The sequence below is a fragment of the Pseudarthrobacter sp. O4 genome, from assembly GCF_050157025.1.
GTDB lineage: Bacteria > Actinomycetota > Actinomycetes > Actinomycetales > Micrococcaceae > Arthrobacter.
Genome location: NZ_CP189591.1, coordinates 3,623,663 through 3,639,398 on the forward strand (window position 1 = coordinate 3,623,663; position 15,736 = coordinate 3,639,398).

Genomic DNA, 15,736 nt, shown 5'->3' on the forward strand with positions numbered 1-15,736 from the left:
AGTTTTTTGATCTTTTGTGGTCAAGTTTTTAAGAGCACACGGTGGATGCCTTGGCATTAGGAGCCGAAGAAGGACGTAGGAATCTGCGATAAGCCTGGGGGAGTCGATAACCGGACTGTGATCCCAGGGTGTCCGAATGGGGAAACCCCGCCGGGGGCGCGAGCTGCCCGGTGACCCGCATCTGAACACATAGGGTGTGTGGGGGGAACGCGGGGAAGTGAAACATCTCAGTACCCGCAGGAAGAGAAAACAATAGTGATTCCGTCAGTAGTGGCGAGCGAACGCGGATCAGGCTAAACCGTTCCATGTGTGATAGCCGGCGGGCGTTGCATGGTCGGGGTTGTGGGACTTCCCGTTCTGTCTCTGCCGGGACAGTGGGGTGAGTAGTACAGGCATAGGTGAACGGTCTTGAAAGGCCGGCCAGAGAGGGTGTGAGCCCCGTAACCGAAATGTTGTGTACCGCCTGGTGAAGTATCCCAAGTAGCACGGGGCCCGAGAAATCCCGTGTGAATCTGTCAGGACCACCTGATAAGCCTAAATACTCCCTAATGACCGATAGCGGACCAGTACCGTGAGGGAAAGGTGAAAAGTACCCCGGGAGGGGAGTGAAACAGTACCTGAAACCGTGTGCTTACAATCCGTCGGAGCAACCGCAGCTTGCTGTGTAGTTGTGACGGCGTGCCTTTTGAAGAATGAGCCTGCGAGTTAGTGTTACGTCGCGAGGTTAACCCGTGTGGGGAAGCCGTAGCGAAAGCGAGTCTGAACAGGGCGTTGCAGTGGCGTGATCTAGACCCGAAGCGAAGTGATCTACCCATGGCCAGGTTGAAGCGACGGTAAGACGTCGTGGAGGACCGAACCCACTTCAGTTGAAAATGGAGGGGATGAGCTGTGGGTAGGGGTGAAAGGCCAATCAAACTTCGTGATAGCTGGTTCTCCCCGAAATGCATTTAGGTGCAGCGTTGCGTGTTTCTTACCGGAGGTAGAGCTACTGGATGGCTAATGGGCCCTACAAGGTTACTGACGTCAGCCAAACTCCGAATGCCGGTAAGTGAGAGCGCAGCAGTGAGACTGTGGGGGATAAGCTTCATAGTCGAGAGGGAAACAGCCCAGACCACCAACTAAGGCCCCTAAGCGTGTGCTAAGTGGGAAAGGATGTGGAGTTGCGAAGACAACCAGGAGGTTGGCTTAGAAGCAGCCATCCTTAAAAGAGTGCGTAATAGCTCACTGGTCAAGTGATTCCGCGCCGACAATGTAGCGGGGCTCAAGTACACCGCCGAAGTTGTGGATTTCAGATGATAGCCAAGCCGCCCCCTCGTGGGGTTGGTTCAGGCGTCTGGAGTGGTAGGGGAGCGTCGTGTGGGCAGTGAAGTCGCGGTGTAAACCAGCGGTGGAGCCTACACGAGTGAGAATGCAGGCATGAGTAGCGAAAGACGGGTGAGAAACCCGTCCGCCGAATGATCAAGGGTTCCAGGGTCAAGCTAATCTGCCCTGGGTAAGTCGGGACCTAAGGCGAGGCCGACAGGCGTAGTCGATGGACAACGGGTTGATATTCCCGTACCGGTGAAGAACCGCCCATGCTGAACGGGGGACACTAACCGCCCGAAACCTGCCTGACCGCCCTTCGGGGCGGGAGGGTTTTGGTGGAGCGCGGGACCTGATCCCGGGAGGCAAGCGTATTAACAGGTGTGACGCAGGAAGGTAGCCGAGCCGGGCGATGGTTGTCCCGGTCTAAGGAGGTAGGGCGAACGGTAGGCAAATCCGCCGTTCATGATGCCTGAGATCTGATGGGACCCCCTCACGGGGGATTCGGTGATCCTATGCTGCCGAGAAAAGCATCGACGCGAGGTTCCAGCCGCCCGTACCCCAAACCGACACAGGTGATCAGGTAGAGAATACTAAGGCGATCGAGAGAATTATGGTTAAGGAACTCGGCAAAATGCCCCCGTAACTTCGGGAGAAGGGGGCCCCCATCGTGATGGACACTAGCTGTCCGGAGCGTGCAGGGGCCGCAGAGACCAGGGGGAAGCGACTGTTTACTAAAAACACAGGTCCGTGCGAAGTCGCAAGACGATGTATACGGACTGACTCCTGCCCGGTGCTGGAAGGTTAAGAGGACCGGTTAGCCGCAAGGCGAAGCTGAGAATTCAAGCCCCAGTAAACGGCGGTGGTAACTATAACCATCCTAAGGTAGCGAAATTCCTTGTCGGGTAAGTTCCGACCTGCACGAATGGAGTAACGACTTCCCCGCTGTCTCAACCATAAACTCGGCGAAATTGCAGTACGAGTAAAGATGCTCGTTACGCGCAGCAGGACGGAAAGACCCCGAGACCTTTACTATAGTTTGGTATTGGTGTTCGGAGTGGCTTGTGTAGGATAGGTGGGAGACGTTGAAGCCCGGACGCCAGTCCGGGTGGAGTCATCGTTGAAATACCACTCTGGTCACTTTGGACATCTAACTTCGGCCCGTAATCCGGGTCAGGGACAGTGCCTGATGGGTAGTTTAACTGGGGCGGTTGCCTCCTAAAAAGTAACGGAGGCGCCCAAAGGTTCCCTCAGCCTGGTTGGCAATCAGGTGTCGAGTGTAAGTGCACAAGGGAGCTTGACTGTGAGAGAGACATCTCGAGCAGGGACGAAAGTCGGGACTAGTGATCCGGCGGTACATTGTGGAATGGCCGTCGCTCAACGGATAAAAGGTACCTCGGGGATAACAGGCTGATCTTGCCCAAGAGTCCATATCGACGGCATGGTTTGGCACCTCGATGTCGGCTCGTCGCATCCTGGGGCTGGAGTAGGTCCCAAGGGTTGGGCTGTTCGCCCATTAAAGCGGTACGCGAGCTGGGTTTAGAACGTCGTGAGACAGTTCGGTCCCTATCCGCTGCGCGCGCAGGAAATTTGAGAAGGGCTGTCCTTAGTACGAGAGGACCGGGACGGACGAACCTCTGGTGTGTCAGTTGTACTGCCAAGTGCACCGCTGATTAGCTACGTTCGGATGGGATAACCGCTGAAAGCATCTAAGCGGGAAGCTCGCTTCGAGATGAGATTTCCATACACCTTGTGTGTGAGAGGCCCCCAGCCAGACCACTGGGTTGATAGGCCGGATGTGGAAGCGAGGACTAACGACTCGTGAAGCTGACCGGTACTAATAGGCCGATAACTTACACCACACACTCTCTTCGTGAACGGATTCAAAAGACGTTCACACCATGGGGAGGGTACAAAGAAACAAGACTGCTTGCGTCCACTATGTGGTTCCCAGACAACAAACCCGTTCACACGGCATGTTGTCCCAGGAACCGACAACTGAATAACAACACCACAGTTGTAACACCAGATTTCCCACCCCCACAGGCCACGGCCAGGAGGGTCGGGAGCAAGGGTTACGGCGGTCATAGCGTGGGGGAAACGCCCGGTCCCATTCCGAACCCGGAAGCTAAGACCCACAGCGCCGATGGTACTGCACCCGGGAGGGTGTGGGAGAGTAGGTCACCGCCGGACAACCATTAAACACGGTCGAGAGCCTCCAGACACTTCTCTGGAGGCTCTCCCGCATTTAACCCCCAAAACCGCTGATGAATCGGGTGAGCAGTTCTGGCACATGCGAATGGTCGATAGGCACCTTGGGAATACCTTTAAATGGCCATCTATTTTGGGCATGAGCATTGTGAGGCTCTATTTGGCAGGCTAGGGTTTGGAACTCCTACCGCCCACCAGGGCGTAGGGTGCGTGGACCTACCTAGGAGCCCCACGATGAGCCTTGAATCTGACGTCGCCCCAAGGAAGATCAGCACCAAGAGACACCGGCTGAACCGCACCACATCGCGGCACCGATGGATATCCGTGGCATCAATCTTTTTCCTCGTGGCCTCCACAGTTTCCCTCATGGCGGGCCCCGCGGAGGCCGCCACGTTGACCTTTTCCACTTCGGCGGATGCCGTAGTGAAGCGCGACAGTCCCACCATCAACTTCCGGACGGCAACAAGCCTTAAAGCTGACAATTCGCCGGTCGAGATGATCTATCTCAAGTTCACGGTAACTGGCACCGCGGGCAGCACCGTGACCGGCGCAAAGCTCAGGCTATTCGCTACGGATCCGTCCAACTCGGGCGGCCAATTCCGACGGGTCCTTAGCAACTCCTGGAGTGAAAACACGATCACATTCAACAACGCGCCCGTCGCGGAATCGCCAGTAGTGGCCTCGCGCGGCGCCGTTGGCGACAACACGTTTGTGGAGTTTGATCTCTTCAGCGTGATCAAGCGTGACGGGACGTACTCATTCCGCATCAGCAGCACCTCCTCCGACGGTGTCATCTACAGCTCCAAGGAGACTTCGGTCGCCACCCAGCGGCCTCGATTGACGATCACCACGAACGCCACGCCGCCACCACCTCCGCCTCCGCCCCCGCCACCGCCCCCGCCACCGCCCCCGAACCCCTGCGGCAAGACCTCGACGCCGCCGGCAAAATACGACCACGTCATCTGGATTCTCTTCGAGAATAAGACCTACTCGCAGGTCATCGGGAGCGCCAACGCGCCGTACATGACGCAAACTGCCAGGCAGTGCGGCTCAGTGTCCACGTGGAGCGATGCCGGGGCTGGCTTGCCATCGCTGCCGAGCTACCTGGCCATGACGTCCGGGAGCACACAGGGCGTCACGTCCGATTCGAGCCCGAGCGGTCTGCCGCCGATTACGGCCGACAACATATTCCGCCAGGTGAGAGCCTCGGGCCAGTCGCAGAAGAGCTATCTGGAAGACATGCCCTCGAATTGCCGGCTGAGCGCGTCGGGCCTGTATGCGGAGCGGCACAACCCGGAAGTGTATTACCAGGGGCCAGGAGACAGAGCAGCTTGCGCCACCAACAACGTGCCGATGGGAACTCCGGCGTCGGGAAACTTTGCACGGGACCTGGCCAACAACACGCTGCCGAATTTCTCCTTCATCGTGCCGAATGTCTGCAATGACATGCACGATTGCAGCATTGCGACGGGTGACGCCTGGCTTTCCCAGTGGTTGCCGGTCATCCTGGCCAGCCAAAGTTATCAAGCGGGGAAAACCGCGATATTCGTGCTTTTCGACGAAGATACCCCGGTGCCCAATTTCGTGGTGGCTCCGTCCGTGGTGCCGGGCACGGTTATCCAGGGTTCCTATAGCCACTACTCGCTACTGCGGACAACCGAAGAGATGCTGGGCATCGGTTTTAGATTGCTCAATGCCGGCACGGCGCTGAGTTTCCGGTCGCCGCTGCGTATCTAGCGGGTTCGTATTTAACGGCTGCGTATTTAGCCCGCTGCATCATTAGCCGCCCAGGAATTCAGGTCAATACCGGGGTCACGCCCCCGGCCGGGGAACATTACCCGGCCGGGGGCCGTTGTATGAGCGCCACCCTCCGCCATTCGAAGGACATTTCATGACCGCACGGACCATTGTCATCACCGGAGCCAGCGACGGCATCGGCGCGTCCGCGGCGCGGACCCTCAGCAAACAGGGCGAGCAGGTGGTCGTCGTCGGGCGTTCCGCGGAGAAGACCGCGAAGGTCGCGAAGGAGATCGGGGCGGACCATTACGTCGCCGACTTCGCGGAGTTGGCACAGGTTCGGCTGCTCGCCGAGCAGCTGAAGGACAAGTACCCGCGGATCGACGTCCTCGCCAACAACGCCGGCGGGATCATGGGCCGCCGCGAGCTCACCCTGGACGGCCACGAGAAGACGTTCCAGATCAACCACTTGGCACCGTTCCTGCTGACCACCGAGCTGATGGACGTGCTCACCGCCAGCAACGCCACTGTCATCAACACCTCCAGCGCCGCCAACGGCTTCGGCAGGCTGGATCTCGAGGACCTTGACTCCGCGCAGAACTACTCCATCAACCGCGCCTACGGCACCGGCAAGCTCGCGAACATCCTCTTCACCACCGAGCTGAACCACCGCTTCGGCGCCGAGGGCATCACGACGGCAGCCTTCCACCCCGGCGTCGTCGCCACCAACTTTGCGGCCGAGTCCACGAGTCCCATGCGGCACGCGTACAAGACCTTCCTGAACCGGTTCCTGCTGAGCCCGGAGCAGGGCGCAGACACGCTGGTATGGCTCGCCACCGCGATGCCGGGGCACGACTGGATCTCGGGTGCCTATTACGCCAAACGGGCGCTGGCGAAGGCCAACAGGCATGCGTACGACGCCGAGCTGGCGCGCCAGCTCTGGGAGCGCAGCGAGGCGATGCTGGCACAGGATCTCGACAAGCTCGATCACCGGGCGTAAACGTGGCGTAACCACTGGACTCAGCGCGCGGCGTCGACCTTGTCGATCGCGGTCAGCGCGCTTTCCATGGTCCCGGCCAGTTCGCTGGCCGGGGCCGGCTTGGCGAAGAGATAGCCCTGCAGGGAGTCGCAGCCGCGGTCCATCAGGTACTTGGCCTGCGCCGGGGTTTCGATGCCCTCGGCCGTGACGTGCAGGCCCAGGGCATGGGCGGCGTTGACCATGGTGTTGAAGAAGGGCAGCTGCTCCTGGCCGGTCTTGATCATCGCCACGAAGGAACGGTCGATCTTGACCTTGTCCAGCGGCAGTTCCTTGAGCCGGCCCAGCGACGAATAGCCGGTGCCGAAGTCGTCCATCGCGATCTGCACGCCGGCCTCCCGGAGCTGGCGAAGCTGCCGCAGCACGTCCGAATCGGCGTCGAAGAACACGCTCTCCGTCAGTTCCAGCATCAGCTGGCGCGGATCCACGCCGGTGGACCGCACAATGGCGAGCACATCCGTGCCGAAATCCCGGTTCTGGAACTGCAGGCCGGAGACGTTCACGGCGACGCTGTACGCGGCATCGCCGGCCAGCCAGGGGCGGATCTCGGCGCAGGCACGGCGCAGGACCTCGTCGCCGATCTCCCGGATCAGGCCGCTCTGCTCCGCCACCGGCAGGAACTGGTTGGGCGGAATCACGACGCCGCGCCGTTCCCAGCGCGCAAACGCCTCGAACTGCACCACGGCACCAAGCCCGGGGGAGACCACCGGCTGGTAGTGGACCGAGATCTGGCCCAGCTCGACGGCCCGCCGGAGCCCCTTTCCGCCGTCGGCCCGGTGTGCCGCCGTGGTCAGCATCTCCGGCCGGAACCTGAGCCAGCTGTGCTGGCCGCCTGTCTTTGCCGCCGTCATTGCCGTTTCGGCCTGCCGCAGCAGCTCCGCGCCGTCTTGCGTGTGTGGCGTCTTGGACGCAAGGCCCATGCTCAAGCCTGGCCGCACCCTGGAACCGCCCACGCGCAGCGGCTCAAGCAGGGACTCGGCAATCCGCGCGGCCACCGCGTCCGCGTTGAGGCATTCGGTCAGCAGCACCACGAACTCCTCGCCGCCGAGCCGGGCCACGGTGTCGTGCGGCCGGACGCAGTTGCGCAGCCGGCTTGCCACCTCCACGAGGAGCTCATCCGCGGACGAACGGCCCAGCATGCCGTTGAGGCTCTTCAAGTCATCGAGGTTCAGCAGCAGCACGTCCACGGGGTCCGGGCGGCGCATCGCGGCGGCCAGGCGCTCGTTGAACAGGGTCCCGTTGGGCAGCGCGGTCAATGGATCCCGCAACACTCCGGCCTTGAGCTGGTCATCGTGCTCGGCAACCGCCGCGGGAACCGCCGGTGAAGCAGCAGCAGTACGACGGCGTTGCGTCGCGGCATCTGCCGCAGCGGCGGCGTAGCCCTGGCGCTTGTCGGATGACGCAGCAACCGTGCGGTGGCCGGCGCCGCGGACCGACAGCGCAACAGACCGCGCGGGCTGCGCCCCGGCGCCATTGGAATCAGAGCCGGTGTTTTGGGCGATTGCCCCGCCGGTGGTCTCGGCAGTGGTCCCTGCAGTGGTCTCGAGGGGGAGCAGGGAACAGGTGATTTCGACCGGGAGCTCGGTCCCGTCCGCGCGGCGGCCGGAGCCGGCGAACGGCTCTCGGGAGCGGCGCCCGGTGACGCCCAGGCCGGCGAGCACGCCGTGGAAATCCTCCCGCGAGGCCTCGGCCAGCAGCAGGCTGGAATCGGCTCCCAGCAGCTGGGCGCGGGGGTAGCCGAAGAGCTCCTCCGCGGCAGCATTCAGGAACGAAATGGATCCGTCCGGAGCAAGGAGCAGCAGCGCATCCGGAGTGTGCTCCAGCAGTATGTGTGCGAATCCAGATTCCAAGATGTTGCCTGCCCCCAAGTGACGGATGCGGTTGCAGGCACCGGGCGGGAACACGGTGGGGCTGCGCTTCCTGAATCATATGTGGTGGAGCCCGCTGCCACGCTATCCGGGGTTCGCTACCTGGGGTTCGCTACCAGGGGGAGCGGGACGCCCTCGAGTGCCGCGATGGCCGCAACGGAGTTCCGTACCGCGAGTTGCCGCTGGGATTCAGGCACCGGGCGGGAGAACAGGAAGCCCTGCAGGGCGTCGCATCCGTGGTCCATCAGGTACCGCGCCTGCGCCGGCGTCTCGATGCCCTCCGCCGTGACCTTGAGCCCCAGGCTCCGGGCCATGTGGATCATCGAGGTCAGGATGGGAAGCTTCTCCACCCCGGTCTGCAGCATGGACACAAAAGACTTGTCGATCTTGACGACGTCCACCGGGAGCTCCTGCAGCCGGCCCAGGGAGGAGTAGCCGGTGCCGAAGTCGTCCAGCGCCACCCGGATGCCGGCCGCGCGCAGGCTGGAGAGCTGGGCGATGACGTGGGTGTCGGCGTCGAAAAATACGCTCTCCGTCACTTCCAGCACCAGCTGGTGCGGATCCACGCCGCTCCAGGCCGCAATGTCCAACGCCCGTTCCGCGAAATCTCGGTGCTGCAGCTGCACGCCGGAGACGTTCACGGCGAGGGTCCGGAAGGAGTCCTCCGCCAGCCACGGCTGCAGTTCGCTGCAGCTGCGCCGCAGCACCTCGGCGCCGATGTCCCTGATCAGGCCGCTGCGTTCCGCCGTCTGGATGAACTCGTCCGGGGCCATCAGCTGCCCGCCCCGCTCCCAGCGGGCCAGCGCCTCGAACTGCACCACCTCGAGCCGGTCGGTGGAGATGACGGGCTGGTAGTGCACGGTGATCTGCCCGAGTTCCACTGCCCGGCGCAGGCCGGCGGTCAGCTGGGTGCGCTCCAGGAGCGCCTCGAGCATCTCCGGCCGGAAGTGCACGTAGCAGTTCTTGCCGGCTTCCTTGGCCGCGTACATCGCCAGGTCCGCCTGCCGGAGCAGCTCCGAGGATGTCATTGCGTCGTCGTTCCTCGAGGCCACGCCCAGGCTCAGGGCCGGCCGCATCAGTGTGCCCTCGATGGACACCGGGGCGTTCAGCTGACTCACGACGCGCTGCGCGACGGCGTCGGCGTCCCGGCAGCCGACCAGCAGGACCACGAACTCGTCGCCGCCCAGCCGTGCGACGGTTCCGTGCGGACCCACACAGTTCTGCAGCCGCCGGGCGACCTCCACCAGCATCTCGTCGCCGGCGTGGTGGCCCAGCACATCATTGATTTCCTTGAAATCGTCCAGGTCCAGCAGCAGCACGTGCACCGGTTCCGGCGTCAGCAGTGCCGCCGCGGCCCGTTCGTTGAACAGTATCCGGTTGGCCAGGCCGGTCAGCGGATCCTGGAAGGCCAGCTCCTTGAGCTTGTCCGCCTGCTCGGCGAGTTCCTCCATCGCGCGCCGGGCTTGGTCCTGGGCGCGCTGCCGCGAGCTGATGTCCCGGAAGTTCCAGATCCGGCCGACGACCGCGTCCGCGACCCTCTGCGGACGCGAGTAGAGCTCCACGGTACGGCCGTCCTTGAACTCCAGCACGTCCTGGCTCTGCATGAGCGGGTCCGCATGGAGCGCCGAGACTTTCTGCAGGAAGTACTCCGGGTGGACCAGCTGATCGGCGATGAACGAGACCAGGGCCAGCGGGTCCTCGGCCGCCACCAGCTCCGCCGGCATGCCCCACAGCTTGAGGCACTGGTCATTGATCCCGGTGATCTGCCCTTCACAGGACACCACCACAATCCCGTCGGCGGTGGTTTCCAGCGTGGCGTCCAGCAGCGAGACGGCAAGACGCCGGCCGGAATCGGTGTCCAGCCGGTGGCGCGCATCCCGGACCGCGACCGCCATGGCCGTGCCGGCGTCGAACGTCACGAGCGAGCAGGTGATCTCCAGGGCGATTTCGGTGCCATCCCGACGGCGGCCTGCCGCCGCGAACGGCCGCTTTCCGGCCAGGCTTCCACGGCCGAGCCGGCCAAAGACCCGCAGGAATCCTCCGCGCCCGTCCCCGGAGAGCAGGATATGGTGCGGGACTCCCAGCAGCTGTTCGCGGCTGTAGCCAAACAGGCACTCCGCGGCGGCATTCACGTACGTGATGGTTCCGTCCGCGGTCAGCAGCAAGAAGGCGTCTGGACCCTGCTCAAGCAGGGTCTCTTGGAACCCAGTTCCCACGGCGATACCGGCTCCCATAGCGATGGTTGGTGACGAACTAATGTTGACGGACTCATGATGACGGGTGCCCGCAGGGATGCCGTGGACAATGCGTATCACTGATCTTAGGGTTACCGGGCGCCGAGTCCAGCACCAGGGCACCTGGTTTTTCTTGCGGCGTCCGGACGGACGCCTGGCGGTCTACCGGTTTCCGGGCACCCGGTCCCCGCGGAGCGAGGCGAAAGCCTCTGCCGATCGGCTGATGGCAGGCTCCAGTCCGGACCCCGGTTCCGGGGCGGAAAAGAAGAACCCCTGCAGCGAATCGCACTCCAGCCTGATCAGGTATTCGGCCTGGGCCGCGGTCTCCACGCCCTCCGCCGTGACCGTCAGGCCCAGTCCGTGGGCCATGCTGATCATGGACGTGAGGATGGGAAGCTTCTCTGCGCCGGTGTGGATCATCGCGACAAAGGACTGGTCGATCTTCAGGGTGTCCACCGGAAGCTCCTGGAGCCGGCCAAGCGAGGAGTAGCCGGTGCCGAAGTCGTCCAGTGCCACCCGCACGCCGGCCTTCCGGAGGGCCACAAGCTGCCGGATCACGTGGCAGTCGTCGCCGAAGAAGACGCTTTCGGTGACCTCCAGGACCAGCTGCCGCGGATCCACGCCGCAGGACTCAGTGACGGCCAGGACCAGCTCGGCGAAGTCGCCGTGCTGCAATTGCACCCCGGAAACATTGACGGCCAGGAACCGCGAGGAATCCTCCGCGAGCCAGGACTTCATTTCCGTGCAGCCGCGCAGCAGTACCTCCGTGCCGATCTCGACGATCAGGCCGCTGCGCTCGGCCGCGGGAATGAACTGCTGCGGCGGCACGATTTCGCCGTCCCGTTCCCAGCGGGCCAAGGCCTCGACCTTGACGACGACGCCGCGCTCCGCCGAGAGGATGGGTTGGTAATACACGGCGATCTGGCCGCTGTCCACGGCCAGCCGCAGCCCGGCTTCCATCTCGGTGCGCCGCACGAGGGCCGTCATCATCTCCGGCCGGAAGCGCAGGTACCGGTTCTTGCCTGCGGCCTTCGCCGCGTACATGGCGACGTCCGCGCGACGCAGCAGCTCGGAGGCGTCCACGGCGTCCTCGCTGATCGAGGCCAGTCCCAGGCTGAGGCTGGGCCGCAGCATGGTTCCGTCGATCCACAGCGGCACCTTCAAGGATTCGACGATCCGCGCGGCGGCGGCCTCGGGATCGAGTGAGCCGACGAGCAGGACGACAAATTCGTCGCCGCCCAGCCGTGCTACGACGTCGTGCGGCCGGACGCAGGCGCGCAGCCGCCGGCCCACCTCGATCAGCATCTGGTCACCGGCGTGGTGGCCCAGGATGTCATTGACTTCCTTGAAGTCGTCCAGGTCAAGCAGCAGGACGTCGACGGCGGTTCCGCGCGGCCCCAGCAGCGCGCTGACGAGGCGGTCATTGAAGAGCTGCCGGTTGGACAGCCCGGTCAGCGGGTCCTGGAACGCGAGGGACTTAAGCAGCGCGGCCTGCTCGGCGAGATCGGCCATGGCCTGGGTGATCTGGTCCTGCGCGATTCTGGCCGGAGTGACGTCACGAAAACTCCAGACCCGCCCCACCACCTCCTCCGCCACGAGCTGCGGCCGGGAGTAGCGTTCAAAGGTCCGGCCGTCGCGGAAGTCCAGGACGTCATGGCTTTCCGCGGCGGGATCGGCGTAGAGCGCGGTGACTTTCTCGATGAACTGGGCCGGGTCCACGAGCTGGTCCATGACGAAGCCCAGCACGGCATCATCATCCCGGGTTGCCAGCAGCTCCCGGGATATACCCCACATGGACAGGAACTGGTTATTGACGCCCGCTATCTGCCCCTCGCCGCTGACCACGAGGATGCCGTCCGCGGTGGATTCGAGCGTGGCCGTCAACAGCGACATCGCGGCGCGCAGACCCGCGTCCGCTGCCTGCCGGTGCGAGATATCCCGGACCATGACGGCCATGCAGACGGCGTCTGCACCGGCGGCCGCATCCGCGGCTGCGTCTGCGGGGGCGTCCGGGTGTCCCTCCGGGTGGTCCTCCGGGGCGACGAGCGAGCAGGCGATTTCGCCCTGGAATTCCGAGCCGTCCCGCCGCAGGCCGTAGGCCTCGACCGGCGGGAGGGCGGCGGCGTCGGCATCCCGGCGGAGGGCGAAGAACAGCCGCTGGAAACCGCTGCGGAAGCCCTCGGCCAGCAGCATGCGGTGGTCCTGGCCCACCAACTCGGCGCGGGAATAGCCGAACATGCGTTCCGTGGCCGCGTTGACCATGCGGATGGCGCCGTCCGCGGCAACCACCAGGAGGGCGTCCGGGCTGGATTCGAGGACGGCCCTGGAAGAAGGGGCGGCGCTGGACCCCGCGGGAGACGCGGGTGCGCCCAGGAACTCGGCGGCGTGGTGCGCGTCCGGGCGCCGTGACGCCATCACGCGGCCGCCCGAGCGTGCATTTGAGACCGATATGCCATTGACTGTCCTCCCCACAGGAAATCATAGGGGTGCCGTGCGGCTGCCCAGTGCTACGACTCAGTGCAACGGCCCAGTGCTACGACGCAGCGCAACGGCTCGTAGGGACACTGTTAGTGGTTCCCGCAAGGCGTGATCACGCGGGCGTGGCCGCTGGTTCAGGCGGTGGCTGAGCTTGCCGCAACCATCCGGCGCCCGGCTGCGGCGGTGGCGTCGGCAGCCACGCTGCTGCCCGCCCCGCGCCCGGGTACCCGCCCGAGGCTGCGGACGGTCCAGCCTTCCGCCTCCCACGCGGATGGATCGAGCGCGTTGCGGGCGTCCAGCAGCGTCCGGCGTCGAACGAGCGCTCCGGCGGAGGCGGGGGAGAGCGCGACGTACTCGTCCCATTCGGTCAACAGCAACACCAGTTCGGCGCCGTCCAGCGCCTGGGCGGTGGAGGGCTCGAAGCGCAGCTGCGGGTAGCGCTGCCAGGCGTTGTTGATGGCGGCAGGATCCGTGGCCGTGACGTGCGCGCCGGCAGCGGCGAGCTGCTGGGCGACGTCGAGGGCCGGGGAGTCGCGGATGTCGTTGGTGTCCGGCTTGAAGGCGGCGCCGAGCACGGTGATCCGGCGGCCGCCGAGCTGGCCTCCGCACAGTTCGCGGGCCAGGTCCACGGTGCGGGAGCGCTGGTCCTGGTTGACGGAGTCCACCACGTCCATCCAGCGGTCCACCGACGGCACGCCGAGGGCCTGTGCCTGGACCCGGAGGGAGCGGATGTCCTTGGGCAGGCAGCCGCCGCCGAAGCCCAGGCCGGCGTGGAGATACCGGCTCCCGATCCTCGGGTCCAGGCCCATTGCTCCGGCCAGCTGGGTCACGTCCGCGCCGGAGGCGTCGCAGAGCTCGGCCATGGCGTTGACGAAGCTGAGCTTGGTCGCCAGATACGCGTTCGACGCCGACTTGATCAGTTCCGCCGTGGCGAAGTTGCACACGATCCGCGGGATCCCGGCCGCCAGCAGGGGCTCGTAGACGGCGTCAAGGGCGGCGGTGACGGCGACGGCGTTGTCCTCGGGGACGCCGTAGACGAGACGGTCCGGCACGAGGGAATCCTTGACCGCCGTGCCCTGGCGCAGGAATTCCGGGTTCCAGCCAAGCAGCACGTCCGGCCGCGTGGACAGCTCCCCGCGGAGCATGTCCACTGTGCCCACGGGAACGGTGGACTTGCCCACGACGGCGGCACCCGGCAGCAGGTACGGGAGGAGCGCCCGGGTGGCGGCGACGAGGTAGCTGAGGTCGGCACCGTCGGACGTCTTGGACTGCGGCGTGCCGACGCAGAGGAAATGCAGCGTCGCGCCGGCCGCGTCGGCAATGTCCGCCGAGAAGCTGAGCCGTCCGGTGGCGCGGCCGTGCTGCAGGAGCTCGTCCAGCCCGGGCTCGAAGAAGGGGGCAACACCCCTGCCGAGCTGCTCCACCTTGGAGGGGTCGACGTCGATCCCCACCACAGTGTGTCCCATCGAAGCCAGGGTGGCGGCGTGCACGGCACCAAGGTAGCCGCAACCGATCACGGAAATTTTCACAGGGTTGCTCCTGAAATGGGTATGGACTGAGTGGTTGTGGGTTCGGAGTCTCGATGAGCTCGATCACCGGCGGTTTCGGAAATGACGGCTTTGTAGTGCTGGACAAGCTCGGCGCCCAGGGCGGACCAGGTCCGGCCCTGGACCGAAGCGTGGGCCGCCGCGGCGAACGCTCGGCGCTTGGCGTCGTCGCCCATCAGGTCCGCCACCCTCGCCCGCAGTGCCTTGAGATCGCCCGGCTCGTAGAGCCAGCCGGTCCGGGAGTTCTCCACCAGGTCCAGCGGTCCGCCGCGTCCCGTGGCGACCACCGGCACGCCCGAGGCCATGGCCTCCTGGATGGTCTGGCAGAAGGTCTCCAACTCGCCCGGATGCACAAAGAGGTCGAAGGAGGCCACGACGCGTGCCAGGTCCTCGCCGCCGAGGAAGCCGGTGAACACCGCCTGCGGCAAAACCGCCTGCAGGGCCTGCCGTTGCGGTCCGTCGCCCACAACCACCAGCCGCGTTCCGGGAATATCGGCCAGCACCGCGAGGTCTTCCACCTGCTTCTCGACGGCGAGCCGGCCCACGTAGCCGATGATGCGCTCGCCGTCCGGGGCCACGGAAGCGCGCCAGCCGCCGTCGCGCTTGTCCGGGCTGAACCGCCGGGTGTCGACGCCGCGGCGCCACATGTCCACGCGCGGAATGCCACGGCCGCGGAGCTGGTTGAATGCGAAGGTCGAGGGGACCAAGGTGCGGGTGGCCAGCAGGTGGATGTCCTCCACCCGGTTCCAGGCCCAGTTCTCCAGGAAGGGAACGCCGTAACGTGCCGCGTAGCTGGGGACCTCGGTCTGGTAGATGGCCACGCTGGGGATGCCGATCTGGTGCGCGGCCTGCGCCGCACGCCAGCCGAGCACGAACGGGGACGCCAGGTGGACCACGTCCGGCGCGTAGTCGGCAAGGATTCGCTTGACCCGATAGACACCGCCCAACGCCACCCGCACATTCGCGTAGCCAGCCAGCGGAACTGAGGGCAGCCGATGGACATGCGCACCGCAGACCTCCGCAGGAACGTCAGCGTCCTGCGTGGACGGTGCGATCACCAGCACCTCGTCCCCGCGCTCCTGCAGATGCTCCAGGACCCGCAGAATGGAATGCGTAACGCCGTTCATGAGCGGCAGGAATGATTCGGCCACGATTGCGATCCTCACCCCTCCACGGTGGGGGCGCGTGCTGTCCGGCCGGGGGAGTGGGCGTGACGCGTGGGGGAAGAGTGGGTTAACAGGAGGGCGCGGCAGCCCCGCACCACCCTTCCGGTGGTGCGGGTGGCCCGGCTTCCGTCAGTGGAACTTGCTGGGGAAGGCACCG

At 64.8% G+C, this 15,736-nt stretch carries 7 protein-coding genes and 2 rRNA genes; 4 read left to right on the forward strand and 5 right to left on the reverse strand.

All coding sequences use genetic code 11. From position 1 onward, the window contains the following. Positions 1-18: 18 nt before the first annotated feature. From ACQCSU_RS16840 to ACQCSU_RS16855, 4 genes are all read left to right on the forward strand, one after another. Positions 19-3,164 (forward strand): 23S ribosomal RNA (locus ACQCSU_RS16840). A 214-nt stretch (positions 3,165-3,378) separates the two neighbouring features. Then, positions 3,379-3,495, forward strand: a 5S ribosomal RNA gene (gene rrf, locus ACQCSU_RS16845). A 252-nt stretch (positions 3,496-3,747) separates the two neighbouring features. Beyond that, positions 3,748-5,250, forward strand: a complete 1,503-nt coding sequence (locus tag ACQCSU_RS16850) for a DUF7594 domain-containing protein (protein WP_426976405.1) — start codon at positions 3,748-3,750, stop codon at positions 5,248-5,250. 154 nt (positions 5,251-5,404) lie between these two features. Further along, positions 5,405-6,250, forward strand: a complete 846-nt coding sequence (locus tag ACQCSU_RS16855; RefSeq protein ID WP_426976406.1) for an SDR family NAD(P)-dependent oxidoreductase — start codon at positions 5,405-5,407, stop codon at positions 6,248-6,250. Positions 6,251-6,270: 20 nt separating this feature from the next. Here ACQCSU_RS16855 and ACQCSU_RS16860 read toward each other — a convergent pair whose 3' ends face one another. The 5 genes from ACQCSU_RS16860 to ACQCSU_RS16880 all read right to left on the reverse strand — a co-directional run bounded on the left by ACQCSU_RS16860 (position 6,271) and on the right by ACQCSU_RS16880 (position 15,579). Further along, positions 6,271-8,136 (reverse strand): putative bifunctional diguanylate cyclase/phosphodiesterase, encoded by a 1,866-nt coding sequence (locus ACQCSU_RS16860; RefSeq protein ID WP_426976407.1) that lies wholly within the window; start codon positions 8,134-8,136, stop codon positions 6,271-6,273. A 116-nt stretch (positions 8,137-8,252) separates the two neighbouring features. Next, positions 8,253-10,388, reverse strand: a complete 2,136-nt coding sequence (locus tag ACQCSU_RS16865; protein ID WP_426976408.1) for a putative bifunctional diguanylate cyclase/phosphodiesterase — start codon at positions 10,386-10,388, stop codon at positions 8,253-8,255. 162 nt (positions 10,389-10,550) lie between these two features. Continuing rightward, entirely contained in the window at positions 10,551-12,803 is a 2,253-nt protein-coding gene (locus ACQCSU_RS16870; protein ID WP_426979822.1) for an EAL domain-containing protein, read from the reverse strand. Positions 12,804-13,000: 197 nt separating this feature from the next. Next, complete coding sequence (locus tag ACQCSU_RS16875) at positions 13,001-14,395, reverse strand: UDP-glucose dehydrogenase family protein (RefSeq protein ID WP_426976409.1); 1,395 nt, start codon at positions 14,393-14,395, stop codon at positions 13,001-13,003. Continuing rightward, on the reverse strand, positions 14,392-15,579 hold the full coding sequence (locus ACQCSU_RS16880) for a glycosyltransferase family 4 protein (RefSeq protein ID WP_426976410.1): 1,188 nt from the start codon (positions 15,577-15,579) through the stop codon (positions 14,392-14,394). Before ACQCSU_RS16880 ends, ACQCSU_RS16875 begins: the two co-directional genes overlap by 4 nt. Between the last annotated feature and the right edge of the window lie 157 nt (positions 15,580-15,736).

Coding starts and splice junctions, on each gene's coding strand:
- ACQCSU_RS16850 (WP_426976405.1), top strand. CDS start 3,748: ATGAGCCTTGAATCTGACGTCGCCCCAAGGAAGATCAGCACCAAGAGA.
- ACQCSU_RS16855 (WP_426976406.1), top strand. CDS start 5,405: ATGACCGCACGGACCATTGTCATCACCGGAGCCAGCGACGGCATCGGC.
- ACQCSU_RS16865 (WP_426976408.1), bottom strand. CDS start 10,388: ATGGGAGCCGGTATCGCCGTGGGAACTGGGTTCCAAGAGACCCTGCTT.
- ACQCSU_RS16870 (WP_426979822.1), bottom strand. CDS start 12,803: ATGGCGTCACGGCGCCCGGACGCGCACCACGCCGCCGAGTTCCTGGGC.